The sequence below is a fragment of the Desulfovibrio sp. Huiquan2017 genome (assembly GCF_017351175.1).
Classification (GTDB): Bacteria; Desulfobacterota; Desulfovibrionia; order Desulfovibrionales; family Desulfovibrionaceae; genus Pseudodesulfovibrio.
In genome coordinates this window covers 216,922-241,788 of record NZ_JAFMPN010000002.1, presented here as the reverse complement: position 1 = coordinate 241,788, position 24,867 = coordinate 216,922, and the positions used below count along the sequence as shown (strand labels likewise).

Sequence of the window (24,867 nt, the reverse complement as noted above, 5' to 3'; positions counted from 1 at the left end):
AGAAAGCCCCAAGGGGCCGGACAATACTGTCCGGCCCCGGCTTTCCTCTCAAATCACATCACACGGTACCGCAATGAAAACACTTTTCGACACATGCAATATCGGCCCGATGTCGTTGAAAAACCGTCTGGTCCGCAGCGCGACATGGGAAAACATGACCACTGACGACGGCCACATGACAGATCGCCTATATACCATCTATGAGGAGTTGGCCAAAAACGAAGTCGGCATGATCATCACCGGATACGCCAACATTGTCGAAGAAGAGCAACCCAACCCCGGCATGATGGGGATATACGATGATGCGTTTATCGGCGAATACGCACTCCTGACAGACAGGGTCCACAAGCATGATTCCAAAATAATTTTGCAAATCGCCTATGGTGGAACCAAGACCAGCTACAATGTCGGCGACAGGACGATCTTCGCCCCGAGCGATGTTCCCGAAAAAAGCTCCGGCACACGCGGCACCCCCATGACCAAGGCGGATATCAATTACATCGTCAAGGCGTTTGCGGCTGCGGGCAAAAGAGCGAAAACAGCCGGTTTCGACGGCGTGGAAATCCACGCTGCCCACACCTATCTCATCAACCAATTCCTCAGCCCATACTACAACCAGCGCGACGACGAATACGGCGGTTGCCTGGAAAACCGCATGCGTTTCCTCATCGAGATATATGAAGCAATGCGCGAACAGGCGGGAGACGACTTCCCCATCCTCGTCAAACTGACGGCCAGCGAATTCTTCGAGGGCGGCCAGACCTTCGACGAAACACGGGCCATCGCCAAGGCACTGGAAAGACTGGGCGTTGACGGGCTGGAAATATCCGGCAACATCTACGGAAAAGCCAAATCAATGGCCGGGCGCATATTCGATGGCCACGAGCTCAAGAAGCAGGGCTACTTCGCCGAGTTCGGCAACATCATCAGCCAGGACGTCGACATCCCCGTCATCACCGTAGGGGGGGCTCTCCGACCCGGCCCATATCGAAACCATGCTCAATGAAACGAATATTGAACTGTACGGCCTGTCCAGACCGCTGCTTGCTGAACCCAACCTTTTCAAGCGTTGGAAAGATGGCGACCGAGCACCTGCCAAATGCCTTCACTGCTCGAAATGCCGGACGGATAAGGGGAACTACTGCACTGTTTTCTCCCGAGCATAACAGCCCAATTACAGAACATACTGACTCACAATCAGTAGGTCGTTCCGCATATCACCTGCTGTGACACTTCAAAAAAACAATTAAAATTTCTCTCCCGTCCCGCTTCTGCGCACACGTTGTTTCAACTTTCATTATTTATCCCCCTTAGGTGGGCATAGTTACTTTTTGGTAAGTACCTAACTAAAAAGTATGTACTTGACCTAAAGGAAGCAGAGATTATTTTTGAGCCAGTGACCATTGGCAATATGAAGCTCAAGAACCGTATCGTCCGCGCTTCAACGTCCATGAAAATATATGACGATAACGGCAGCCAGACTCAGGCGCTGCTGAACGTCTAAGAGGAAATCGCAAAGGACGGCTCTTCCCTGATCGTTACCGGTATGGCCTATGCCATGAAGCCGGTTCAGCGCTTTCATACCGACGTCGGGCGTAGCTCGTGGACAAGGAGGACGAGTTACCAAACAGGTTCCATAACGAGCAGCTTTCCGCCCAACACAACATTGTTCCTTACCCTAAGGAGAATCTCCATGGAACTCTTGAACATATATACTGATCAATGTCCGTCTAAGACGGATGACAACGAGTATAAAGGCTTTGAACAGGGGCCGATCCGACCACCAAGCGAAGCCGAAAGCTTGCTTCTGCGTATCACCCGTAATTGTCCTTGGAACCAATGCACTTTCTGCGGGCTATACAAGGGCCAGAAATTCTCCTTGCGCCCGGTGGACCATATCCTGCGTGATATCGATCTGGTGCATCAAAACGTGGAAAAGCTTTTAGACCTTGAGAAGCTCCATGGGCGCATACTTTTTAGCCATTTTAATGCGTTAGAGAATGATCCCGGCTTTGACCGCCAAGCGATATACGCTGCCTACAATTTCATCAAAAACGGCATGCGCTCCATCTTCATGCAGGACGGCAACAGCTTCATTCTCAAACCGGATGATCTTGTTCTGATTCTGAAACACATCCGTGAATGCTTCCCGGATGTGGATCGCATCACGACCTATGCCCGTTCCAAATCCGTGGCAAAGGTCAGCGACGAAGACATGATACGGATTCGTGAAGCAGGCCTCAATCGCGTCCACATCGGCATGGAATCCGGATCGGACAAAGTCCTCAAGGCGGTCAAGAAGGGTGTGGACAAAGCCACTCAGATCGCGGCAGGGCAAAAGGTCAAACGTGCCGGCATGGAATTATCCGAATACTGGATGCTAGGGCTGGGTGGTCGCTCCCTGTCACGGGAGAACGCTCTTGAGACAGCAGACGCCTTGAACCAGATAAATCCGGACTTCATCAGACTGCGCACCCTGGGCCTGCCGGACAGCGCCCCCCTCGCGGCACAATATGAGGCTGGCAAATTCGACAAGATGGGCGAAGTTGAGACAGCGCAAGAACTCCTGCTCATGCTGGATTCATTGGCTGAAATCGACGCCACCGTACGCAGCGATCATGTCCTTAATCTCTTCCAGGAAGTTGATGGGAAAATCACTGAAAACAGAGAAGCCATGACTAAACCCGTAAGGACCTTTCTCGACCTGCCGCCAGAGGAACAGATGCTCTTCTCCATTGGCCGTCGCACTCATTGCTTTTCCCGTTTCTCGGACCTGAACGATCCCCAAAAACGGAGCTACGCAAAACAACGATGTCGTGAACTCGGTGTATCTTTGGAAAACTGGGACCACGTTGTGGATCAAATATTAAAACAATTCATCTAAGCTTCTGTACTTGCTCTAAGTTTACCGAAAAGTATGTATTAAGCTTTTGTAGACACTTATTTTAATGAATGGCCTATTCTGAAGGTAATATCGCAGGCCTGTCCGAGTATGTTCGGGCAAACATCACATGGTTTGGACCAATTGTTCAGAAAGCCACCTATGTTATGATGTTGAACTGCCGTGGACTGGGTTTGAATACTAAAGAACTTGATCGACACATTGAGGATGTCGCTCGTGTGGCTTTGGACCACGGGCATTGGTTCGGAGAGGCCACTGCGGGTCTCAAGCGAGCATCGGCCTGATTAGCTGTTTGATTGCGTCGTACTATAAGAGTCGACAAAGCTTCTTTTCGAGGACTTTGCCGACTCTTTGTTTTTGGGACGTTTGCGATGTAAAGTCCCCCCATTCGACAAGCCGCCGCACGGCATTCCCATCAGAAAAATCTCAAGTAAATGAATCACGACTGAAAAATTACCCGAAACGTCGTTCCCACGCCTAAGGTACTCTCCACTTCAATATGCGCCCTATGCGCTTTTATGATTGTCTGGCAAAGATAAAGGCCCAGGCCATATCCCCCAGTGTCGCGGGTTCGCGATTCATCCACTCTGTAGAAAGGATCAAAAAGGTGACTGATCGATTCTTCCGGGATGCCTATGCCGTGGTCTGTGATGCTAATGCTGACCTCATCGCCTCTCACTCGCAGCGAGACCTCGACAGACGGACCGTCCGGGGCGGAATACTTGATTGCGTTGTCCAGCAACGTGTTCAAGGCAATAGTCATTTTTTGTGGGTCGACCATTGCCATGACTGGCTCTTGAGGGATGTCCAGCACAATGCCGGGAGGCTGGGCTTGATACCCGTTCGCAACGCGGGCAACAAGTTGAGCCATATCCGTTGACTGTGCCCGGATACCATCGGCTCCGTGGTGCATTTTCGCAGTTTCCAGCAGCGAGGTGATCATGGTTTCCATTTGCCGCACATCCTGCTTGATAGCCGTGGTGTCGACCTCGGTGTCCAGCATTTCAAATCGTAGCTTGAGGCGGGTCAGCGGAGTTCGCAACTCATGGCTGACTCCAAGCACCAGGTCCCGTTGCCCTGTCACAAGGGTTTCCAGCCGAATCGCCATTTGGTTAAAGGTTTCACAGAGCTCTCTGAGTTGGCCGGAACCTCTCGTCTGCACACGTGTGTCAAGCTTGCCATCCCGAACAGACTCGGCCCCCTCGGTCAACCATTCGATGGGCCGAAGGAGGAGCCGCAGGACAAGGTAGATGGCCAGCATGATCAGGCAAGAGGCAACGAGGAAATAAACCCCGAATTGACGCAACGCAGACCGTTCAGCTTCTGTGGAAAACAGGTCAAAAATCAAAAGCCCACCAGAGGCAAGCGGAACGCGCAGTCTGTAATTCTCATGAAGATTGAGTATTTCAATCCCCTCTTGAGAGAAGCGTGGCACAAGGAATCTTTCTGGAAACGTCTCTTCCGTTTCACCAACCACCCATGAAGCTTTCCCCGTATAGGTGATGCGCATGGGCCGTTGGCGAGCCAGAGCCTCCGCCCTACTCCTGTCTGGCGGGGAGCCGACTTGGTCGGCAAGGTGACGGGCATACTGCAGTAAACTCAGATTTAACGTGGTGTCATATTCACGTTTCTGGGTGGTGTAGAGATGGATGGTGACGGCATTGATGGCCACAACCCCCATGACGAGCACCAAGGCCAATTTAGTGAACAGGGATTGCCTGATTCTTCGACAAACTCTAGCCATCTTCACTTCCTTGCCCGATAAAGACATAGCCGGTTCCCCAGATTGTCTTGATGTATCTGGGATGCTTGGGGTCGTCGCCGAGCTTCTGGCGGATGCGGCTCATGGTGATATCTATGGAGCGGTTGAAAGATTCACTGTCCAGGCCTCGCAGCTCTTGCATAAGATCGTCCCTGCTGAATGTCTTTCCGGAGTTGCGAGCCAAAACGGCAAGCGCGTTGAATTCATTGGTGGTCAGGCCAATGTCTTCCCCGTTGAGCAATGCGGCACGGCCATCGTAGTCAATACGAAGTGAGCCGAACTCTCCTTTTCCGGACGTCATGTTATGCTGGCTGCGACGCAGGATGGATTGGATACGGGCGACGAGTTCACGAGGTTCAAACGGCTTGGGCAAGTAGTCATCGGCACCGATTTCAAGCCCGGCCACCCGATCCATGACGTCACCGCGAGCGGTAAGCATGATGATCGGAATCTGCGAGTCCTGGCGAATACGGCGACAGACCTCGAAGCCGTTTATTCCGGGGAGCATGACATCCAGAATGACCAGGTCCGGAGAAAGGGATTTGAAGGTATCCAACCCCGCTTCGGGCGTTCCTTCGGAATGGACTGTATAACCGAACCCGGCAAGATACTCTTTCAGGAGTTGCTGGAGATCGGCGTCGTCTTCGATGACTAAAATGGTATTTGCCATTACATCCTCGCATGATGTGAAAATGAGTTGCCCCGTAAGCCGAGGCAACTCGCACAATAGCCGGTTAGTGGGCGCCGTGCCAGCCATTCTTGCCATGATCAAGAATCAGTTGGGCCAAAGCGCCTTTTTGTTCATCCGTCAGGTTTGCATGAAAAGCGACAAAGGCATCCTTCTCTTCTTCCATAATGATGCGGAAGAACTGCATGCGCTCTTTCATTAAAGTTTCCAGCGTATCCATGTCGAGTCGGGGCTTGCGGATTTCCTCAGCCATTTTTGCGCGCAACGCATCGACCTCGGGACGTTGTTCAAGCGCCCTGGCGGCCATTCTCTCCACCATTGCTTTGAACTGATCACGCTGTTCTTCAGTCAAATCAAGCCTGTCTTCGACTTTATCAACAACATACTCAACAAAAGCAGTGTTGACTTTATTGCCATCGAAGGGGCCCTTCATCGCTGCGAATTTGGTGCAGGCACCAAGCATGGCAACCCCGGTCAATACACCGATAATCAGCATCTTTTTCATGTGGTTCTCCTTATTGGGTGCGAAGTATGCTTCTGAGTACCGCAGACAATGGTCAAAGGCCTTTCTCACCTGAAACGAATTGTATCCAATTGTATCCAGGTGCCGGAAACAACTTGTTACATCTCGTTGCAACTCAGAGAGGAATTTCGGTTTGACTTGCGTAGTATGGTGTCAACGCTGCTCAGGAATGCGGCAGCCACTGATAAGGAGATCGTGATGCAAAAAGAAAACAGCAGACCCCAAATGTCTTGCGACACCTGCAAATTCAGAAAGAACGCGGAGCAGTCGCCTTCGTCGCTCCTCGGCCGCCTCTGGATTTGGCATACCGCAGTTTGTCCCGGCTGGAAAAAATACGTGAAGACGGTGCACGCCCATGGAGAAAATCCTCCCGCTGTGGGGCATCTTCGCGGCGTCTGGAGTAAGTAATGTTTTTTTGTTGGTACGGCTTTTCCGACCGGAATTTTAGGCAGAATCGCGCATAAACTGTGGTTGCGAAAAAACCGTAGTCGGAAACGAAGGCAATAATTTCGGTGCAGTGAAAGGGGTGCTGGCCGTCGTGGCCGACCAACAGGGGAAAACCAGCAATGTCAGCACGTTTGATTCTTCATATTATCATTTGCTCTCTGGGCTATTTGCTTTTCGGAATCACCTGCGTGATCGCCTTTGTCTATCTGAAGAGAGAAAGAGCGATTAAGACCAAGGCGTACAGATTGGGTAAGGGATTTCGCTGGAGTCTCCACGATCTGGACCGTGGTCTTTTTATCTCCCTGACCCTCGGTTTTGTCGCTATGGGCCTGGGGCTTCTCATGGGCATGGCTCTTCAGGGTGCCAAATATGGAATGGTTGATCTGACTTCGCCGCGGATACTCTTTCCAGCCGTCATTTGGCTTTTCTATCTGCTCGTTTTGTCCTTCAGGATAACCATGGGGCTGCGCGGTAAAATTCCTTCCTATATGGCTGTCTATGGTTTTCATGCAGTCGTACTGTCCTTTGCCATGGAGCTCTATCTGGCGACAACCTGAGAAAATACTTGCGCTTGCCTGTTCGGTACTCCGCAAATTTTATCAATATAAATTGTAGTAAATTCAACAAGATCAAAAGGAGAAAAAAATGGAATCAGTAGATCAATCCATCCTTGAAGCCTTCGACACCATGTGGGGGCTGTACCCCGAACCCGTGATGCTCGTCCACGCCTGCCGCGACGTTCTGGCTGTGAACCAGCGGGCGGAAGAGTTGGGTATCAACGCGGGCATCAAATGCTTTAGCCTCTACCCGAACGATCGCATTTGTCCCGGTTGTCTGGGCAACAAGATGCTCCAAACCGGCCAGGCCACGCGCAAAGGAGCCTTTACCAAGCAGGGCAGATACGTGGACGGCTACTGGATTCCGGTCAAAGGCGTGGAAAAAGTGTTCGTTCATTTCGGCAACGACATCACTGAATTTGTCAAGCCGGAACTGTTGGCCGAGTAGTGAATAGTTAAGGCCATGAAAGCGATCACCCTGATCCGAAACGGGGTGATCGCTCCCTCTCTCCCCTGCCATACCTTCTTTCATGGATGTTTTTCGGAAGAAAAGAATATTAAAGCACTGATCATCGGCCCGAAAAAACGAGAAGCTTTCGGGAAATACCGGAAAAGGAATCCATCCCTTTCATAGGGTGCCTCAGGCCCAATCGAAGGAACCAACAACAAGATAAAGACGCTGAAACGGCAGGCCTGCGGCCACCGGGATACCGAATTCCTCAAGCTCAAAATCATGGGCATCCATGAAGCGAAGTCTGCTTTAGCCGGATGAACCCCAAACGCCCCCGGCAGCGACAGGCTGGCGGGAGCTTTTGAGATTATACGGAGTGAGGTTAGCGCCGGAATCGGTTCCGCAATGCAAACGCGAACAGGGCCGCTTGGAGAGTGATAAGGAGCTGCCAGAAGATCATAAGCACATGCAGTCCGCCCGGTTCGTCCTCGCCAATGGTCCGGGCCAGCGGGATGAACTTGAGCCAGTCCTTGATGATCTGATGTATGCCCGCCATATCAAAATCCCACCACGGGGAATGATGGACAACCCCCATGCAGGTCAGGGCCAGTAATGGAAGCACAGCGAGCCCAATCAACACCCAGAAAGCCCGCGCCGCATTTTCGCCGAATCCACTAACAAACTTATACAGCCAGAGCATGATCCAAAGGAATTTCGATTCGCCATTCCAGCGAAACAACTTCAACTGCGCTTCCTTTTCCGCCACATGCCACTTGGAGGCTTCGTATTCGTTGTTCTCGCCCTTGTACTTGGCCTTCATCCGCTGATAAAAATCGCGGGTGAGCTGAAGCTTACCCTTCTGATCTTCCCCATTTGGTTTGATTCGGCATTTATTCTCCCAAGAGGAGTTGACGAAGTGAATATTGGTAAGGTCGCGCTGCAGGCTGAAATCACAACAAGTGAGATCGCAATTCTGAAAGACAAGAACCGAGGGGGAAACGATGCAATCAACAAATTCGAGGACAGCGCCTTCCGCTGCTTGGATTGCATCGAAAACAATCACTCCCTTGACCTGCACGGTGGTAAATTTCGTGCCGCACGCGAAAGAGACCCCCTTGAAGAGGGCTTCCGCCCCGAAGCTGACCCCGGAGAACTTGGCTCCGCCCAGAAAATGCGCTGAAGTGAAGTCTACAGCCTCCTCGAAACCGGCCATGTCAAAACACGTATCTTCATCGAAGATGGCCTTGCTGAAAGATGTCTCCCCGGCAAAGTTGGCCCTGTAGAAATTCGGGTATCCCTTAAACCGGCACCCGCTAAAGACTGCCCCCGTCTTGAAACGAGCTTTGTTGAAGTTCACTTTCCCACCGAAGTGAACGTCGGAGAAGATGGCCATCCCGCCAAAACGGGCACCACCAAAATGTGCGCCCTGAGTGAACACGGCTCTGAATAAATTTATTGCGGGAAAATCATGCCCCTTGGCATTGAAATCCCCAGGGAAAATTGTACCGCTCAAATTGCAGAGAACGTCAACTCCTCCGGAAACGGACGCTGCCTTTATGCGCTCTAACGCCTTCTCATTAAACGCATCGACAGAAATCCCCTTGCAGTCAGCTGGAGCATGAAATAAACAATACTCCTTACCATTCGCGGGGTCCGTGTAAACCACCTCTTGCGGGTCATCCCATTTGTGCTCTTCACACTTGCAGCAGGTCATCGGCTTCTCCCGGTTATTCGGTCTGAAGCAAACGATATAGAATCAACGACAACCAGACAACTCCCTCTGCTCGCCACCACTCCCATCCGCCACTCGTAAATCACTCCTCCGTTCCCGCCTTCAGGCTTTTTCGTCCCGGTTTTGTGCAAGTCCGGCGACACGCAAACAGCCCCCGAAAACATGGCGGCTGTAGGCGTTTCCCGGCGCTATCTGTCTTGCCAGGTTTGCAATGGATTGCAGTTCGGTGCCAGTTTCGCAGGGCATTGACGCACTGACCATAAATCAGTTCGTCACAACGTCCAGACGGGTTTCCCGGATTTTTCAAAACGCTTCGATTTCAGGAACAGGCGGGAAAGGGGCCTCACAGAGGCCACTTCTGTATTTAGAGGGCTAGTAGAGCGGGCCTTCCAGTATCCCACCCGGCGTTGTCGGAGCCGCCGCCAAAGACGACGCGAAGTACCGTCCCGTGCCGTTGAAGGATGCCCCGGACCACGCAGAGTTACCGCACTTCGAGCTCAACGTAATTGTTCAGGGCTTCCTGTGGCGTATTGCCGTTATATTCGACAAAAACAAGGTAGTTTTCCAGTGCGCGGTCTTCGTAGCCGAAGGAATTGATCTCATAGAATCTGGCGAGCTTCTTCTCCGTCTTGTCGAAAGCCCAATTCATCGCGATGTATTGTGGGGAGGTAATGGTATCGGGATTCAGCTTCCCCCACAGGCTTTCCAATTTCCGATGGTGCCCGATGATTGGGAAACCCGAAGACCCGTGAGCGGAAGCGTCTTCCGCATCCAATTTCCCGAAGAAACAGGCATATCCCCAGGGGAATTTGTAGGAGGCGGCGGAGACCGCTATGGCGCGATGCTCCTGCCGGGCTTGTTCAACAACCCGCTGATTGTTCAACGCATGTTGTATACCGTTTGGTATGCGGGCATGCTTGATAAAATGGTCTGCGGATTGCGCCAGGAGAAGCAGTGTAATGAAAATGGTGATCCGCTTCTTCGCTTTCGTATTTCCGCTTACATACTTTTTATAAACAAAACCGAGAAGAACCAACATGCTCAGTACGGTTACGAGTGTCAGGTATCTGCTCAGAATACGCTCCGGCCTGATGAACGGGTCGATCGACCGTATGGCGTAGGCGTGCCCCAAGAAACCAAAAAGATACGGAACAGCCAAGGGGTATAGCTCTTTCCTGCGCCGGTACACAATGATCCCCGCGAGTATCGCGGCAATGTACATGAACAGGCAAACAATGAATCCCCGGTACGCTTTCAGGTAAACAAAAATGCTGAGTGCATACTGAAATGGGGTAACGGAGAAGCTTCTCCACTCGATGTTGTCGGGGTATGGTGGCAACGCATAGGGATTGCTGGCGAAATATTTTCGAGCTTTGTTGATGCCATGGGAAAAAAGGGAGGCCGCCTCGTCTTTGCTTGTCCCATGCGCTCCGGTGTTCAACGCGGTGATTCTTCCGGGTTCTCCTGTTGTCTTGTAGATCAGGCCGGTCTCCGCCGCAAACAGGAGCCCGAGAACCGCGACGAAAATGAGCATGGAGGGAAAACGCCGACGCATTGTTTGCGAAGGCGACACCGGGCACAGCAGAAGGACCAGCAAAAATGCGGGGAAGTAATATATCGCCGTTATTTTCGCGCCGTAACTGAAGAACAGCAGGATGGCGCTGGCGACCACCGCCCTCTTTTTTCCGGTTTGCAGGTAGAGAACCAAAAAGAACAATGCGCCGAGCATGTACATGGTACATGGCCCAAGGGGGAGGAACTGGCTGCCATTCTTGGCGGCGCGGCCTGACGTCATGACGAACATCGCGGCCAGGGCCCCCCACCGCCAATTGGCTATTCGCTCGATAAGCAAAAAGGAGAAAACGGCAGTCACCGTGGAGGACAGCATGGGCCAAATGTAATAGTTGCCCACGGAGTCCCCAAACGCCAATTGAATGAAATATACCGGGAAGTTCAGGGCCCACCGCAAGCCATGGTGGATATGGGCGACGGGAAGGGGCCCGTGCGCTATGGCCTCCCGGATAAGCCCCCATTTGAAAAAGGCGTCTCCCCCCATGTCAATGCGTTGGGCCGTCGCATATCGGATCAGAAGAGAGACGGCCACGACAAGCACAACCATGATCCACAACGAACGGCGGCGGTGGGCGGCCACAAATGAATCCCATTTGTCCAGCGCCTCCGCCCCGCGTCTATACGCCGACTTTCCATGGCCTATACACTGTTCGAGCATTCGTCTTCCCCGGCGGGGTTTGGGTGTCCGCGTTGATTCGTCGGTTTTGTGCGGCATTGACCGTCTTCCGGCATCGGATATCGGACCCCGCCGCAAAGGGGAACCGCTTGGCCGTCGCCGCCGCCGTTGCTCCGGGCATACCCGCCGCCGATGCGCTCACTGGCGGCCCCGAAGGCGGCAAGGCCGCGCGTCAATCCCCTCAGTCGTCCTTGCCTGTTTTCTTTTCCTTGAGCTGAAGCCGGATCTGTTCGAGGAGTTTGCGATTGACGCTTATCAAGTCGGCCACGAAGGCTATGAGCCCCACCTGGACACCCATTCCCAACAGGGCACCGGATAAAACCACGGACTGGATGTGGCCGGTTCCCTCGCCGATGGCCATGAAATACAGGAAACGAAAGCCCAGAATCAGTCCGAGAGCAGTGAACAGCGCGGCTGCGGACATGAAAAACCTGAAGGGCTTGTACGTTGCGAAGATGCGGACGATGGTGATCACCGAGCGTTTGGGGATCCGCCAGCAGCGATTCGAGCTCCGCCCAGTGCCGCACCAATCGCAACCCCGTGAAATACAGGCAGAGCAGGACAACGACGTACCCAGCCCACACGTAAAGTTTTTTTGAAAGATGTATTGGTCGTTCCATTCAGGGACAGCCTGCGGGACAGGTGGCTTCGTATTTCCGGGCCACTGAACGATGTGTTTCAAGATAATGGAAGATCCCGCTCTTTACGATGGGTCCGCATATCATGCACAAACTCGTTGACCAACTAGGCCGCTCCCGTCGAAAAGTCAAATTATCGGGCTCGAAACGGCCAACAGACCGCCTCCAGGGGCCCGCCTCGCGTCGCTGAACGTGGCTTAGAGCACCCAATACAACAACGGTAGCGAGAGGAAGGACAAGACCATGCCCAGGCTGATGGTGGCGGCGGCCAACTCCGGGGCCAATCCGGCGGCCATGGCCATGGTGCCCGCAACCACCATGGGGGGCATCCCGGCCTCGAATATGGAGACGTTCGCGGCCAGGGTGTCGAAACCGAGCAGACGGCAGCCAGCCAGGGCGATCAAGGGCGCCGCAACCAACTTGAGGATCAGTCCGAATCCCAATGGGCGAAGTGTGGTCGGGCTGAGACGGATCTTGAGCTGGAATCCTATTGCCGTCATGACCAGCGGTGTGAGCATGGCGGAAAGTGTTTTCAGGAAATCGAGCACCGGTTCAGGATAGGGCCAGGAGCGGATGCACAGGCCGAGGATGAGCGCCATGGTCGGGGGAAACAAGAGGGCTCTTCCGGCGATCTTGCCCGGCCGTATCCGCATGTTGCTTCCATAGACGGCGAGGATCACGGAACCGTAAACGGCAAAGATGAGTGTCGTCCCCACCTGATCGTATATTATCAGCGCGGGAAGCCCCTGCTCTCCGAAGAACGCCGTCACCATGGGGACGCCCATGAAGGAAGTATTCCCTATGGGTACGACCAGCAGCAACACGCCCACCACTTCCCGAGACCAGCGGAAGACCTTCCCGCCCCACAGGACCAATGCGGCGGAAAAGAGCAGCATGGCCCAGGGAACGACCGCCGGGAGCAGCATTTCCTGCGAGAACCGGATATGGGGAGCCTTGAGAAGGATGACGGCGGGCAGCGCCACGTAGAGCGCGAAGAGATTGAGCGCCTGGGCGGTCTGGGCCGGGAAGACCGGAAGCCGCCTGAGCAGCCCCCCGATGCAGACGAACACACTGATGACGATGAAGTTTTCCACTTTCAATCCTGACGTGTCGAAGTGACGAAAAAGACGGACCGACCGTCATGGCCGACGGCCGCTGCGGGGAGCCCTTTGCCGAACCGCCCAGCCGGTGACCGACAGCGCGCGCCAGGCCACATCTGCCAAAGAAATCCCGGCCCCGCAAGGGCGTACTGCTCTTGCGGGGCCAGAATGTTTCGCGAAGCCATCAGCTGCCCCCCCACGGGCACCTGCCGAAGCCCGCAGATGGGGGCCCGGGCCGTCGGCAGACGCCTTGCGGGGGTGGAGGTTGTGGTATTTTCGCGGTGCCACGGACTTCCCAGCGCGGGAAGCCTAGCGCATGTAAGCTCCTTCCATGGCGGAAACGGCGCTGTCGGAATACCGCTTGAGCACGCCGCGCTTTTCCGGGCGTTCCGGCAGGGTCCAATTCTTCCGGCGTTCGGCCAGGACCGCCTCCACTTCCTCGGAGGTCTTCTCCTCGCCCTTCACGCCGACCACGCGCAGGGCGCGCTCGGGGATGTTGATCTCGATCAGATCGTCGTTTTCCAGCAGGGCGATGGGACCGCCATCGACCGCCTCGGGGGAAACGTGGCCGATGCAGGGACCGCTGGTCGCGCCGGAGAAACGGCCGTCCGTCACGATCGCGACCGTGCCGTTGAGGGTCTCGTCGTAGACGATGGCGTCGGTGGTCATGAACATCTCCGGCATGCCGCTACCCTTGGGGCCTTCATAGCGGATGACCACGACGGAACCGGGACGGATTTTGCCCGCGATGATCGCGGACTGGGCATCGTCCTCGCTGTCGAAGACGGCAGCGGGGCCGATATGCCGGTGCATGTCAGGCTTCACGGCCGCATACTTCACCACCGCCCCCTGGGGAGCCAGATTGCCTTCCAGCACGGCGATGGAACCGCACTTGTCCGACTGCTCGGTGGTACGGATGACGTCCTCGCGCGGAATGCCGTAGCTCTTCAGGTGGCCGAGGCAACGGTTGAAGAAGCCGTCCTGCTCCAGCATGGCCAGCGAATCGCCCAGGGAGTGTCCGGTCACAGTCAGGACGTCCAGGTCGAGCTGGTCACGAAGCATGTGCTGCACCATGGGGATGCCGCCCGCGAACCAGAACAGCTCGGCCGTGTACTTGCCGCTGGGCTGGATGTTGGTGATGTATTTAATCTCCTGCCCGATGGCGTCGAACTCCCTGGGATGGAGTTCGAGCCCGAGTTCATGGGCGATGGCGGGCATATGGATGTAGGCGTTGGTGCTGCCTCCGATGGCCGCATGAACCTTCATGGCGTTGGTGAAGTTCGCCTTGGTCATGATCTTGCGGGCCGTGATGCCCTTCTCCGCCAGGTACAGGATATGCTTTCCCGCCGCCCGGGCCATGCGCCGGATTTCGGCCATGGTCGCGGGCATGAGCGCGGTGCCGGGCAGGGCCATGCCCAGGGCCTCGGACATGCACTGCATGGTGCTGGCCGTGCCCATGAACTGGCAGGCGCCGCAGGAGGGGCAACCCGTGAGCTTGTAGTCGCGCATCTCCGCGAGGTCCACATGGCCCTTTTTCTTGCGGGCGGACAGCGGACCGGCCAGGCCGGAGGTGGAGTTGCCCGGACCGGAACGCATGGCCCCGGCGGGGATATGGATGGTGGGGATGTCCATGCGGGCAGCCGCCATCAGGTGGGCGGGAGTGGATTTGTCGCATCCGGAGAGCAGCAGCATGCCGTCCCACGGAATGACGGAGGCGTGGATCTCCACCATGTCGGCGATGATGCCGCGCGAGCAGAGAATGAAGTTCATGCCTTCATGCCCCTGAGCCCAGCCGTCGCAGATGTCGGTGACGTGGAACTTGGCCGGACGTCCGCCCGCCTCGTAGACGCCGATGGACGCCTCTTCACTCAGTACGTCGAGATGGTAGCTGCCGGGATGGCTGTCGCCCTGGACATCGTCAACCAGGATCTGCGGTTTTTCAACGTCTTCCCGCGTCCAGTTCATGCCCATCATGAGGGCGTCGACCTGGGACCAGAGATCGCGTACGCGTTCACATCTTTGTTTTTGCAAGGTAATATCTCCTTTTCACAGTGTTGCGATTCGAATCGCGCCCTTCGTGGACGCTTCTCTAGAAGCCCGCCTGCTTGAGGATTTCCCGGAAACGCTTCTTGACGTCTTCGTCGGGTTCGCTGGCCGGGGCGGCCACGCCAGTGGGGATATCCGAACCGGTCGCGCGGACGGCTTCTTTCAGCAGCCAGGAAAACGGCGTATCCAACGAATAGAGCTGGGACAGTATGCTCAGGCGCGGAAGCAGTTCGGCGATTGCCGCCATGTCCTTCTCCTGAAAGGCCTTGTAGATGCCGCAAGTAATCTCGGGGGCAAAGTTCGAGGTGCCGACGATGCCGCCGTCGCCGCCCAGGGCCAGCGTCGTGAACAGATACTCGTCGTATCCGCAGATGACCTTGAAGTCCGGACGGGCGCCCTTGGCCTGAAAGATCAGGTCCCGGATGTGGCTGATGCAGTCCACGGTGTCCTTGATGCCGATCACGTTCGGGCAGTCCTTGGCGATGCGCGTCACCAGCGCGGGCGACAGATCCTGGCCGGTCAAGGCCGGGAAGTTGTACATCAGCACCGGAATCGAGACGCTCTCCGCGATGGTCCGGTAGTGGCGGTAGAGCCGCTCTTCACTCATGGACGCATAGTACGGATTCACCACGATCACGGCGTCGGCCCCGATGTGGGCCGCATGCTCGCTCAGCTCGATGACCTCCGCCGTGCCGCAGGCGCCGGTGCCGATGATGACCGGCTTGCGCCCGGCCACGCGCTTCACGCAGAATTCCGCGACCTGTTTGCGCGTGGCGTTCGTCATCTGGGAGAATTCTCCCGCGCTGCCCAAAAACAGCAGCGCATTCACGTCGCTTTCGACCAACCTGTCTATGAATATTCCCATCCCGTCGGCGTCGAATTCGCCCTTGTCGTTCATGATGGTCGAAACGGGCGGGATGACTCCCTTGAATGCGTCAAAAGACATTGGTAACTCCTTATTGTATTGTCACATCTTGGCCGGAATTCCGGCCTGCTTAAAAGTCGTCTCCGAAGTCCGGACGAATACGCGGCTAGATCAGCCCCATCGAAACGAGGATCGACAGCGTAATGAATCCGATCACGCCGCTGACGGCGCGCGGAAGGGTCAGGTACTTCAGGCCCTGGGTCGTGTTCAGGTTGAAGAACTGGGTCATGATCCAGAAGCCGCTGTCGCTCAGGTGGCTGAAGATCATGGTGCCGCAACCGATGGACAGCGTGGCGGCCACCGGGGAGATCCCCAGGGAGTCCAGCATGGGCAGGACGATGGCGGCGGCGGTCAGGCCCGCGGTGGTCATGGAACCGATGGCCGTCATCAGGATGGAGGCGGTCAGGAAGGGAATCATGATGGGCAGCAGATTGGTGTCCGCGACCATGACGCCCAGGTCCTTGACCACGGGAACGCTTTTCAGGATGCCGCCCATGGCGCCGCCCATGGCGGTGATCAGCAAGGGCAGCAGCGCGACCACGAGGCCGCGTCCGACCCAGGTGCCGAGAAGGATCTGGCTCAGGCTCGCGCCGTCATTGCCGGAGTTGCGAAGATGGTGGGCCTTGACCTTGTCGGCCTTGAGGTAGCCGAGCACGACGGTGAACACGACGCCCAGCAGCAGGGCCATAACCCTGTCGCCCACGGAGGTGAAGAAAGTCAGGGTCGCGCCGCCGTCCTTCATATAGACTTTGGCGAAGGAGGCGAAAGTGATGAGCACCACGGGAATCAGAACGGGCAGCAGGGACATGAACGCATTGGGCAGCCCCTTCTCGTGAATGATGATGTCATCAATCGAATCGGACTTGGCGGGCTCGATGCCTTCCACGAAATCCTCCCGAGGCTCGATCCATTCCTTGGCGGCCCACTTGCGCAGCAACAGCCAGGTTCCGATGAAGGCCACGAACGAAATGATGATCCCCCAGAAGATGGTCAGGCCGAGATCCGCGCCGTACATCAGCGCGATGGCCAGGATGCCGGGGGTGGGCGGCACCAGGCCGTGCGTAAGCCCGAGGCCCATGCCGATGAACGAGGACATGGAGGACATGGAAATCTTCTTGCGCCGGGACAGGATGGAAGCGATCGGCGCGGTCAGGACCATGGTGATGTCGCCGAACACCGGGATGGAAACGATGTACGCCGTGAGCGCCGGAGCCAGTTCGAGAGCCCGTCCGCGGAACAGGCGCGTGAAAAAGTTGCAGATCGAAGTGGCCGCGCCGGTGTCCTGGATACCCATGGCCAAAATCGAACCGAGGATGATCGTGACGCCGATGCCCTTGAGGGTTCCACCGAATCCGGTGTTGATCAGGTTAACGGAATCGATGAGAGTGTTGCCAAACGCCAGGCTGAGTCCGATGCTCGTCAGGAAGAGGGCGAGCACAGGATGCATTTTGACTTTCATAATCAGCAACATCAAGAAGATGATAGCAATCGCAAGAATGATCAAAAACAGTACTGGTGTCATAATATTCTCATTTATTTATGTCGGGAACACTCAAAGGTGCCGATGCGTCGCCTGTGCATCCGTCCTGCCTTCCCTGTCCCGACGATTTTCATTTCATTGCATTCCATCATGATAATTTTCAACACCCCTGAGACACTCGATGCGGTCTATCGGACCCGCCCCTTCAGCGGTGATGAATACGGCAACAAAAAGTCGCCATTTTTTCGGTCCTTCGGACCGTCGCCTCGTTTCCAGATTTGGCGGACGATGACGCGCATTGTCCTGCCGACCGGGCCGGTTTTCTTCCACCGCCGCGACAACGGTGGACGGGAATTTCCCTCCGGCGTGGGATTGGGAATTATGACATGCCCCCGAGGGCGGGAGCCCCGTCAAAGCAGTTTGCCGCCGGATTGGCAAGCAGTCTGACGCGCCTTGTTCGTCCCGCGCGCCTTGGCTGTCGAACAGCCGGGCAGCGGCGGGAAAAACACCACTAGACATTACCCTCCGTCATTTAACGATTATCCCCTCACGAAGTGTTCGGCAGCCGCCCATGCCCTCGCTCGGACGTTTCGCCATGGAGCTGCCTATTTTCACTGAACCGCAACCGCCTTGTGCGACTATATCGCACGACATTCACACCAGAGGTGAAAAATATTCCCCCAAGCACACCTCCCGCTCCGCAACCGGCCTGGGGCTCCATCAACCATCAGCATGACAGGGCCCGCCGAGGCACAGGTTGCGTCTTCACAATCCCGACCAGCCCTCCCGCTCACTCAATAAACGGGCTCACCATTTGTCCGACATTACCGGACATCGTTCGCACAAAAAGCGAACACGGCACCGTCAGTGGAGGACTTTGCGCACAGTCCGCCCTACTCCCGGGGCACTGCCCACCACCTTCGCAGACCGGCGTGGGCACATTTCAACATGCTGTTTTCCGTCAATTCCGTGTGCTCAACACAGGGTTTTCCTACAGGATTGCCCCTGAGTCACACTTCTGTCGTGCGACAATGTAGCACAGTGTTCGCATCGTATGTGAAAAAAAATTACATGGCCGCACTGATCTGCTGCGCGGTCCACGCCACCTTTTCCGATATCCGACCGACCAGCTTCGACGAAATGCCCGCCTTGGCCCCGGAAATACTGATGGCCGCGATGACCTCTCCATCGTGATTCCGGATCGGGGCGGCGATGCACATCAGGCCGGGGACATGCTCCTCATCGTCGATACTGATGCCGCGTTCGCGAATGACCTGCAACTCCTGGCGCAGCTCCTCGATGTCCATAATGGTGTTCGGCCCGCGCCGTTCCAGCGGCTGCATCTTCTGGAGCAGCCGCTCCAGCTTCGCCGCAGGCATATAGGCAAGCAGGCATTTCCCGACGCCGGTACAATACATCGGATTTTCCGCGCCGACGGCCGACTGCATGAAGATGGCCTTTTCGCCCCGGATCTTCTCGATGTAGACCACCATGCCGTTACGTTCGACGGTCAGATGAACCGTTTCCGCGAACTCCTGGACGAGTTTTTCCATAAAGGGCTTGGCCCGCTTGACGATGATATTGTGCCGCTGGACCGCCCCCCCCAGCCGGAGCAGCTTGAGACCCAACGAATATCGGGAATCACGGGGGTTCTGCTCCAAGTAGCCTTTGTGCGCGAGGGTGTTGATCAGACCGAAGGCCGTGCTTTTGCTCAAATCGAGCCGATTAGCGATTTCCGTCACGCTGAGATCGGTGGAACTTTCAAACAGTTCCAAGATATTCAGCGCCCGGGCTACGGACTGGATAATTCTTCCTTCGGACATGGCTACCTTTGCGTGCGACATTGTCGGACGGCGTTTCGACTTCAAAAACGAATACTCCGGGCGAAAAGATATGTCAACCGGCGTCAGCGAGAATTGCCTCGCAAAAACGACCGGACCGGCTGACGGAGGTCTTGCCGCGCACGGACAGGCGGCACGGGCCAACGCCCCGGTGCAAAAATGAGAACCTCGGCAAAGGACTTGCCTAAGTTCGGGGAAACTGGGTACGCTGAGGTCCATCTAATTACGTGCGGAGACGCCATGCTCATCACCAAATTCGCCATCCCGGAAGTCATTTTCGGCAACGGCAGCATAAAATACCTTGCGCCCTGCGCCCGTCGCCTGGGGGCCAAGCGCGTCCTGCTGGTCAGCGATCCCGGGGTCGAAAAGGCGGGCTGGGTGGAGGTGGTCATGGACCTGCTCCGCAAGGACGCCATCGAATGCGTCTACTTCAATGAAGTCAGTTCCAACCCCCGCGACGTGCAGGTACACAAGGGCGCGGAGTTGTACATCGAGAACGGCGCCGACGTCATCGTCGGCATCGGCGGGGGCAGCCCCATCGACGCAGCCAAGGGGATCTCCACCATCGTGGGCAACGGCGGGCGGATCAGGGATTACGAGGGCGCCAACAAGATCATGCGCCCGCTTCCCCCCATGATCTTCATCCCCTCCACCGCGGGCAGCGGCTCGGACGTCTCCCAGTTCTGCATCATCACCGACGTCGAACGACAGGTGAAGATGTCCATCATCAGCCGTTCGCTGGTGCCCAATCTTTCCATCATCGACCCCATGATCCTGGCGACCAAGAGCCGGGAGCTGATCGCCGCCTCGGCCGTGGACGCCCTGGCCCACGCCGTGGAATCCTATGTCTCCAGGATGGCGTCGCCCTTCAGCGAACCGCAGTCCATGCAGGCCATCCAACTGTTCATGGAGAACGTCCGGGAGGCGGTGGATTCAAAATCCCCGGAGGCGCTCAAGAACCTGAGCATCGCCAGCACGGCGGCGGGCATGGCCTTCAGCAACGCGGGCCTGGGCATCGCCCACTCCCTGGCCCACTCCATCGGCGGACGATTCGACGTACTGCACGGCATGGTTCACCCCGTGCTCCTGCCCTCGGTCATGCGCTTCAACCTCGCGTCCAGGCCGAAAAAGCTGGCCCGCGTGGGCTTCCAGATAACCGGGGTGCAATGCCGGTCAGAAGAGGTGCAGGCCATGAAGGGCATCGAATACCTTGAACAGTTGTTCCTGGATCTGGGCGCGACATGCAGGTTGAACGACATCCTGCCCGACGACAGCGAGCTGGAGTTGCTCTGCAAGAAGGCGCTGCCCGACGCCTGCACTTTGACCAACCCCCGCGAAGCGACCTGCAAGGACCTGATGAGCATATGCGAGGCTGCATGGTGAGTACTTCAAACACAACGCTCGAAGACCTCATGGGCATTGAGCACAGCAAGCTCAACTTTTTTCAGGAACTGCGCCAGAGCATCGAGAAACTGACGGCCAGCCATCGGGAATCCGAGGACCAGCGCCTCGAAATCGCGGCCATCCTCGAAGGCATCACCGACGTCATGATGGTCCTGTCGGAGAATCTCGAAATCATCTCGGTGAATCACGTCTTCCTGGAACTCTTTCCGGGCATCAACCCTATCGGGCGCTACTGCTACGAAGTGTTCCGAAACACCGACTACCCGTGCAACGAATGTCCGGCGTTCCGGTCCCTCAGCACCGATGCCGTCTGTCGGGAAACCGCCATCTTCCGCATCGGCGGGCGCAACAGGCAATTCCAGATGGTCGCGGCGCCCCTGAAGAACCCTCACCTGCCCCAGCACAGGGTGCTGATCTTCAAGCGGGACGTGACCATGGAAAAGGAATACCAGGCCAAGTTCTACCAGGCTGAAAAGATGGCCACCATCGGCGTGCTGGCGGCGGGCGTGGCCCATGAGGTCAACAATCCCCTGACCGCGGTGGCGGGCTTTGCCGAAGGGCTCAAGCGCCGACTTCCCCGGCTGGAAAACGTCGTGGACGACACCCTCTATGAGGATTTCAAGGAGTATACCGACACCATCCTCAAGGAGTGCTCGCGCTGCCAGAAGATCGTCCAGACCCTCTTGACCTTCAGCCGGCCCATGATGGCCGATTTCACCCAGGTCAGCGTCAACCGCGTGGTCAAGGACACCATCCGCATTCTGCAGCACCATTTCAGGAGGCACCCCAAGCTCAAGGTGTCCATGTCCCTGGCCGAAGTTCTGCCCATGATCTACGGTGATGAGGCCCAACTGAAGCAGGTCGTCCTGAACCTCCTGACCAACGCGGTGGACGCCATAGGAGAAGAAGGGGAACTGTGCGTATCCACCTCCCTGCACGAGGGCGGGGTGCGCATGTCGGTGAGCGACACCGGTTGCGGCATCCCGGACAAGGACAAGGACAAGCCGTTCGAACCGTTCTTTACCACCAAGCCCGTGGGCAAGGGCATCGGCATCGGGCTGTCCACCTGCTACCACATCGTCCAGGACCACGGCGGCGAGATATCATTCAACAGCGAGGAAGGTACCGGAACGTGCTTCTCGGTCACCCTGCCCATCGGGAAACGAGGACGGCATGGCTAACGCCTACAAGGTCCTGGTCATAGACGACGAGGAATCCATACTCAGGCTGCTCCAGCACGAATTGAGCACCGAGGAGCGCATCGTGGACACGGCTTCCTCGGCCACTCTCGGGCTGGAGAAATTCTCCAAAGGCCATTATGACGTCGTGGTTTCGGACATACGCCTGCCGGACGGCGACGGCCTGGACATGCTCGTGCAGTTCAAGACGGCCTACCCCGATATCGAGGTGGTGCTGATCACCGGGCACGGCAACATCGACAACGCGGTCGAGGCCATGCGTATCGGGGCCTACGACTACCTGACCAAGCCGTTTCATCTCGATCGGGTGGAGCTGGTCATCGAACGGGCCTACCAGCGGGTCTGCCTCCAGCGCGAGAACCGCAGCTTCCGGCATTCCGATCAGGCCGTGACCTCCACCAAGCTGGTGGGGAACTCCGCGCCCATCAAACAGATCAAATACCTTATAGGCAAGGTCGCCCCCACGGACGTGGCCGTGCTGATCACCGGCGAAAGCGGCGTGGGCAAGGACGTGGTCGCCCACAGCATCCAGGAGCAGAGCGAACGCAGCGAGCGGCCCTTCATCGTCAAGAACTGCGCCACGCTGCAAAAGGAACTCATGCGCAGCGAGCTGTTCGGCCATACGCGGGGCTCCTTCACCGGGGCCACGGACAACCGGGACGGCCTGATGACCTACGCCGACACCGGCACCCTCTTCCTGGACGAGATCGGCGAACTGCCCCTGGAAGTCCAGGGCGGGCTCCTCAGGGTGCTGGAAGCCAAGATGTACCGCCGCATGGGCGAAAAGAACGAACGGCACGTGGACATCCGATTCCTGTTCGCCACCAGCCGGAACCTCGCCGAAGAGGTCGAGGCCGGGCGGTTCAACGAGGCCCTGTACCACCGCATCAACGTCTTCAACATCCCCGTCCCCCCGCTCTGCCAGCGCAAGGAGGACATCCCGCTGCTGGTCGAACATTTCCTCGGCCGCATGAGCATCGCCATGCGCCGCGAACGGCTGACCATCACCGACAAGGCCGTGCAGTGCCTGACGCAGTACGAATGGCCCGGCAACATCCGCGAGTTGCGCAATGTGCTCGAACGGAGCATCATCCTGGCGGAGGGAGGCGTGATCACCAACCAGGCCCTGCCCCGGGAGTTGGTGGAGCGTGTGGCGGACCAGAGTGACGGCACCGTCTTCTCCCTGGAGGAGTTGGAGCGCGAGCACATCCAGCGCGCCCTCCAGTTCTACGACGGCAACCGGCTCCAGGCGGCCAAGGCCCTGGGCATAGGCAGAAAGACCCTATACCGGAAAATCGAGAAATTCGGACTGAGCTAATCCCTCCCATTTCAGCGTAGACATCGCCTCAACCAGAAAACCCGTTATTCCGACGGGTTTTTCCATTGTCACCCGCCTTGAAATTGTGACCCATTCGCTCTATTTCTGTGTATCAAAACAACACACAACGTAACAGATTAAAATAACTAAATTTAGTACTCAAACAGGAAGACCTGGGGTCATACTGGCCCAAAGATGAGGGGAGAAGGGGTACAGAGTCCTCCAGGGTGGAACCATCGCAACACGCCATGATATCTGGAATAAGCCAAATGGCCCGTTCCTTGCTCATGGAAAAGACGTCACGACGATGTGGCAGGCACTTGTCCCCGAGCTCAGTCACCCTTAACCACAAGGATGGAACATTATGGCAGTTACCGAACAAGTTAATGGTTTTTTCATTCCCAGCGTGACCCTCATCGGCATCGGCGCCCACAAGGAGATTCCGGCCAAGATCAAGGCCCTGGGCAGCAAAAAACCCCTGCTCGTGACGGACAAAGGCATCACTGCCTGCGGCATCACCCAGCAGATCGTCGATCTGCTCAAGAGCCAGAAGATGAATTGCGTGGTCTATGACGAGACGGTCCCCAACCCCACCGACAAGAATGTGGCCGACGGCGTGAAGGTCTACAAGGACAACAAGTGCGACTCCCTGATCACCCTGGGCGGCGGCAGCTCGCACGACTGCGGCAAGGGCATCGGCCTGGTCGTGGCCAACGGCGGCAAGATTCATGACTATGAAGGCGTGGACAAGTCCTCTAATCCCATGCCCCCGTATATCGCGGTGAACACCACGGCCGGTACCGCATCCGAAATGACCCGCTTCTGCATCATCACCGACACCTCCCGCAAGGTCAAAATGGCCATCGTCGACTGGCGCGTCACCCCGGGCATCGCCCTGGACGACCCGCTGCTGATGATGGGCATGCCCCCGGCGCTGACCGCCGCCACCGGCATGGACGCCCTGACCCACGCCGTGGAGGCCTATGTTTCCACCATCGCCACTCCGATGACCGACGCCTGCGCCGAAAAGGCCATCCGCCTCGTCTTCAAATACCTGCGCCGCGCCGTTGCCAACGGCTCCGACATCGAAGCCCGCGAAGGCATGTGCTACGCCCAGTACCTGGCCGGCATGGCCTTCAACAACGCCAGCCTCGGTCACGTTCACGCCATGGCCCACCAGCTCGGCGGCTTCTATGACCTGCCGCACGGCGAATGCAACGCGATCCTGCTGCCCCACGTGGAAAAGTTCAACCTCATCGCCCGGGTCGAGCGTTTCGCCGAGATGGCCGAGATGATGGACCAGAACATCGAAGGCATGAGCAAGCGCAACGCGGCCGAACTGTGCCTCGAAGCCATCAAGCAGCTTTCCACCGACGTCGGCATTCCCGCCGGCCTGGTCGAGCTCGGCAAGCGCTACGGCAAGGACGTCAAGATCAAGGACATCAAGATCATGACCGAAAACGCCCAGAAGGACGCCTGCGGCCTGACCAACCCCCGCTGCCCCAAAGACATGGATGTCATGGCCATCTACGAAGCAGCTATGTAGGTCCTTCCTTCCAATGGGGGCGGGGCTTCGGCTCCGCCCCTATCGGGAGATATTTCGTTT

21 protein-coding genes and 1 pseudogene are annotated in these 24,867 nt (G+C 56.7%); 11 read left to right on the top strand and 11 right to left on the bottom strand.

Features of this window, described 5'->3' with window-relative positions; translation table 11 throughout:
• Nucleotides 1-73: 73 nt before the first annotated feature.
• Both J0909_RS02725 and J0909_RS02715 read left to right on the top strand, forming a co-directional pair.
• The gene (locus J0909_RS02725) at nucleotides 74-1,006 is read left to right on the top strand and encodes an NADH:flavin oxidoreductase (protein ID WP_207260270.1); all 933 of its coding nucleotides are present in this window, start codon (nucleotides 74-76) and stop codon (nucleotides 1,004-1,006) included.
• A 687-nt stretch (nucleotides 1,007-1,693) separates the two neighbouring features.
• On the top strand, nucleotides 1,694-2,884 hold the full coding sequence (locus tag J0909_RS02715) for a radical SAM protein (RefSeq protein WP_207260266.1): 1,191 nt from the start codon (nucleotides 1,694-1,696) through the stop codon (nucleotides 2,882-2,884).
• A 457-nt stretch (nucleotides 2,885-3,341) separates the two neighbouring features.
• Here the strand turns inward: J0909_RS02715 and J0909_RS02710 are convergent, their stop codons facing one another.
• From J0909_RS02710 to J0909_RS02700, 3 genes are all read right to left on the bottom strand, one after another.
• A complete protein-coding gene (locus tag J0909_RS02710) occupies nucleotides 3,342-4,646 on the bottom strand; it encodes a sensor histidine kinase (RefSeq protein WP_207260263.1) in 1,305 nt (434 codons plus the stop codon).
• Complete coding sequence (locus tag J0909_RS02705; protein ID WP_286181708.1) at nucleotides 4,639-5,334, bottom strand: response regulator transcription factor; 696 nt, start codon at nucleotides 5,332-5,334, stop codon at nucleotides 4,639-4,641. The genes J0909_RS02710 and J0909_RS02705 overlap by 8 nt, the downstream gene beginning before the upstream one ends.
• A gap of 64 nt (nucleotides 5,335-5,398) precedes the next feature.
• A complete protein-coding gene (locus tag J0909_RS02700; RefSeq protein ID WP_207260261.1) occupies nucleotides 5,399-5,857 on the bottom strand; it encodes a Spy/CpxP family protein refolding chaperone in 459 nt (152 codons plus the stop codon).
• A 584-nt stretch (nucleotides 5,858-6,441) separates the two neighbouring features.
• Between J0909_RS02700 and ccsA the strand changes: the two genes are divergently transcribed.
• The 4 genes and pseudogenes from ccsA to J0909_RS18535 form a co-directional block, all read left to right on the top strand.
• A complete protein-coding gene (gene ccsA / locus J0909_RS02695) occupies nucleotides 6,442-6,879 on the top strand; it encodes a cytochrome c biogenesis protein CcsA (RefSeq protein WP_207260260.1) in 438 nt (145 codons plus the stop codon).
• Nucleotides 6,880-6,967: 88 nt separating this feature from the next.
• Nucleotides 6,968-7,327, top strand: coding sequence for a hypothetical protein (locus J0909_RS02690; protein ID WP_207260258.1), 360 nt, complete (start codon nucleotides 6,968-6,970; stop codon nucleotides 7,325-7,327).
• 15 nt (nucleotides 7,328-7,342) lie between these two features.
• Nucleotides 7,343-7,513, top strand: a complete 171-nt coding sequence (locus tag J0909_RS02685) for a hypothetical protein (RefSeq protein WP_207260257.1) — start codon at nucleotides 7,343-7,345, stop codon at nucleotides 7,511-7,513.
• 3 nt (nucleotides 7,514-7,516) lie between these two features.
• Nucleotides 7,517-7,651 (top strand): annotated as a pseudogene (locus J0909_RS18535) (transposase); the annotation flags it as partial.
• Nucleotides 7,652-7,712: 61 nt separating this feature from the next.
• Here the strand turns inward: J0909_RS18535 and J0909_RS02675 are convergent.
• The 7 genes from J0909_RS02675 to J0909_RS02645 all read right to left on the bottom strand — a co-directional run bounded on the left by J0909_RS02675 (nucleotide 7,713) and on the right by J0909_RS02645 (nucleotide 17,466).
• Nucleotides 7,713-9,044, bottom strand: coding sequence for a pentapeptide repeat-containing protein (locus J0909_RS02675; RefSeq protein WP_207260256.1), 1,332 nt, complete (start codon nucleotides 9,042-9,044; stop codon nucleotides 7,713-7,715).
• A 499-nt stretch (nucleotides 9,045-9,543) separates the two neighbouring features.
• On the bottom strand, nucleotides 9,544-11,292 hold the full coding sequence (locus J0909_RS02670; RefSeq protein ID WP_207260254.1) for an ArnT family glycosyltransferase: 1,749 nt from the start codon (nucleotides 11,290-11,292) through the stop codon (nucleotides 9,544-9,546).
• A gap of 199 nt (nucleotides 11,293-11,491) precedes the next feature.
• Nucleotides 11,492-11,785, bottom strand: a complete 294-nt coding sequence (locus J0909_RS02665) for a hypothetical protein (RefSeq protein ID WP_207260252.1) — start codon at nucleotides 11,783-11,785, stop codon at nucleotides 11,492-11,494.
• Between the two features lie 360 nt (nucleotides 11,786-12,145).
• Nucleotides 12,146-13,042, bottom strand: coding sequence for an AEC family transporter (locus J0909_RS02660; RefSeq protein WP_207260250.1), 897 nt, complete (start codon nucleotides 13,040-13,042; stop codon nucleotides 12,146-12,148).
• 315 nt (nucleotides 13,043-13,357) lie between these two features.
• The gene (gene ilvD / locus J0909_RS02655; protein ID WP_207260249.1) at nucleotides 13,358-15,079 is read right to left on the bottom strand and encodes a dihydroxy-acid dehydratase; all 1,722 of its coding nucleotides are present in this window, start codon (nucleotides 15,077-15,079) and stop codon (nucleotides 13,358-13,360) included.
• 58 nt (nucleotides 15,080-15,137) lie between these two features.
• Nucleotides 15,138-16,040, bottom strand: a complete 903-nt coding sequence (locus tag J0909_RS02650) for a dihydrodipicolinate synthase family protein (RefSeq protein ID WP_207260248.1) — start codon at nucleotides 16,038-16,040, stop codon at nucleotides 15,138-15,140.
• 85 nt (nucleotides 16,041-16,125) lie between these two features.
• On the bottom strand, nucleotides 16,126-17,466 hold the full coding sequence (locus tag J0909_RS02645; protein ID WP_286181706.1) for a GntP family permease: 1,341 nt from the start codon (nucleotides 17,464-17,466) through the stop codon (nucleotides 16,126-16,128).
• Here J0909_RS02645 and J0909_RS02640 point away from each other — a divergent pair.
• Complete coding sequence (locus J0909_RS02640; protein WP_207260246.1) at nucleotides 17,461-17,946, top strand: hypothetical protein; 486 nt, start codon at nucleotides 17,461-17,463, stop codon at nucleotides 17,944-17,946. The two genes, J0909_RS02645 and J0909_RS02640, sit on opposite strands and share 6 nt — an antisense overlap.
• Nucleotides 17,947-18,566: 620 nt before the next feature.
• Here the strand turns inward: J0909_RS02640 and J0909_RS02635 are convergent.
• Nucleotides 18,567-19,322 (bottom strand): IclR family transcriptional regulator, encoded by a 756-nt coding sequence (locus J0909_RS02635; protein WP_207260245.1) that lies wholly within the window; start codon nucleotides 19,320-19,322, stop codon nucleotides 18,567-18,569.
• Nucleotides 19,323-19,580: 258 nt separating this feature from the next.
• Between J0909_RS02635 and J0909_RS02630 the strand changes: the two genes are divergently transcribed.
• The 4 genes from J0909_RS02630 to J0909_RS02615 all read left to right on the top strand — a co-directional run bounded on the left by J0909_RS02630 (nucleotide 19,581) and on the right by J0909_RS02615 (nucleotide 24,807).
• On the top strand, nucleotides 19,581-20,723 hold the full coding sequence (locus tag J0909_RS02630; protein ID WP_207260243.1) for an iron-containing alcohol dehydrogenase: 1,143 nt from the start codon (nucleotides 19,581-19,583) through the stop codon (nucleotides 20,721-20,723).
• Nucleotides 20,717-21,925 (top strand): two-component system sensor histidine kinase NtrB, encoded by a 1,209-nt coding sequence (locus tag J0909_RS02625; protein WP_286181705.1) that lies wholly within the window; start codon nucleotides 20,717-20,719, stop codon nucleotides 21,923-21,925. The genes J0909_RS02630 and J0909_RS02625 overlap by 7 nt, the downstream gene beginning before the upstream one ends.
• Nucleotides 21,918-23,261: a sigma-54-dependent transcriptional regulator gene (locus J0909_RS02620; RefSeq protein ID WP_207260240.1), complete on the top strand. Its 1,344-nt coding sequence runs from the start codon at nucleotides 21,918-21,920 to the stop codon at nucleotides 23,259-23,261. The genes J0909_RS02625 and J0909_RS02620 overlap by 8 nt, the downstream gene beginning before the upstream one ends.
• 364 nt (nucleotides 23,262-23,625) lie before the next feature.
• Nucleotides 23,626-24,807: an iron-containing alcohol dehydrogenase gene (locus tag J0909_RS02615; protein ID WP_207260236.1), complete on the top strand. Its 1,182-nt coding sequence runs from the start codon at nucleotides 23,626-23,628 to the stop codon at nucleotides 24,805-24,807.
• Nucleotides 24,808-24,867 lie beyond the last annotated feature (60 nt).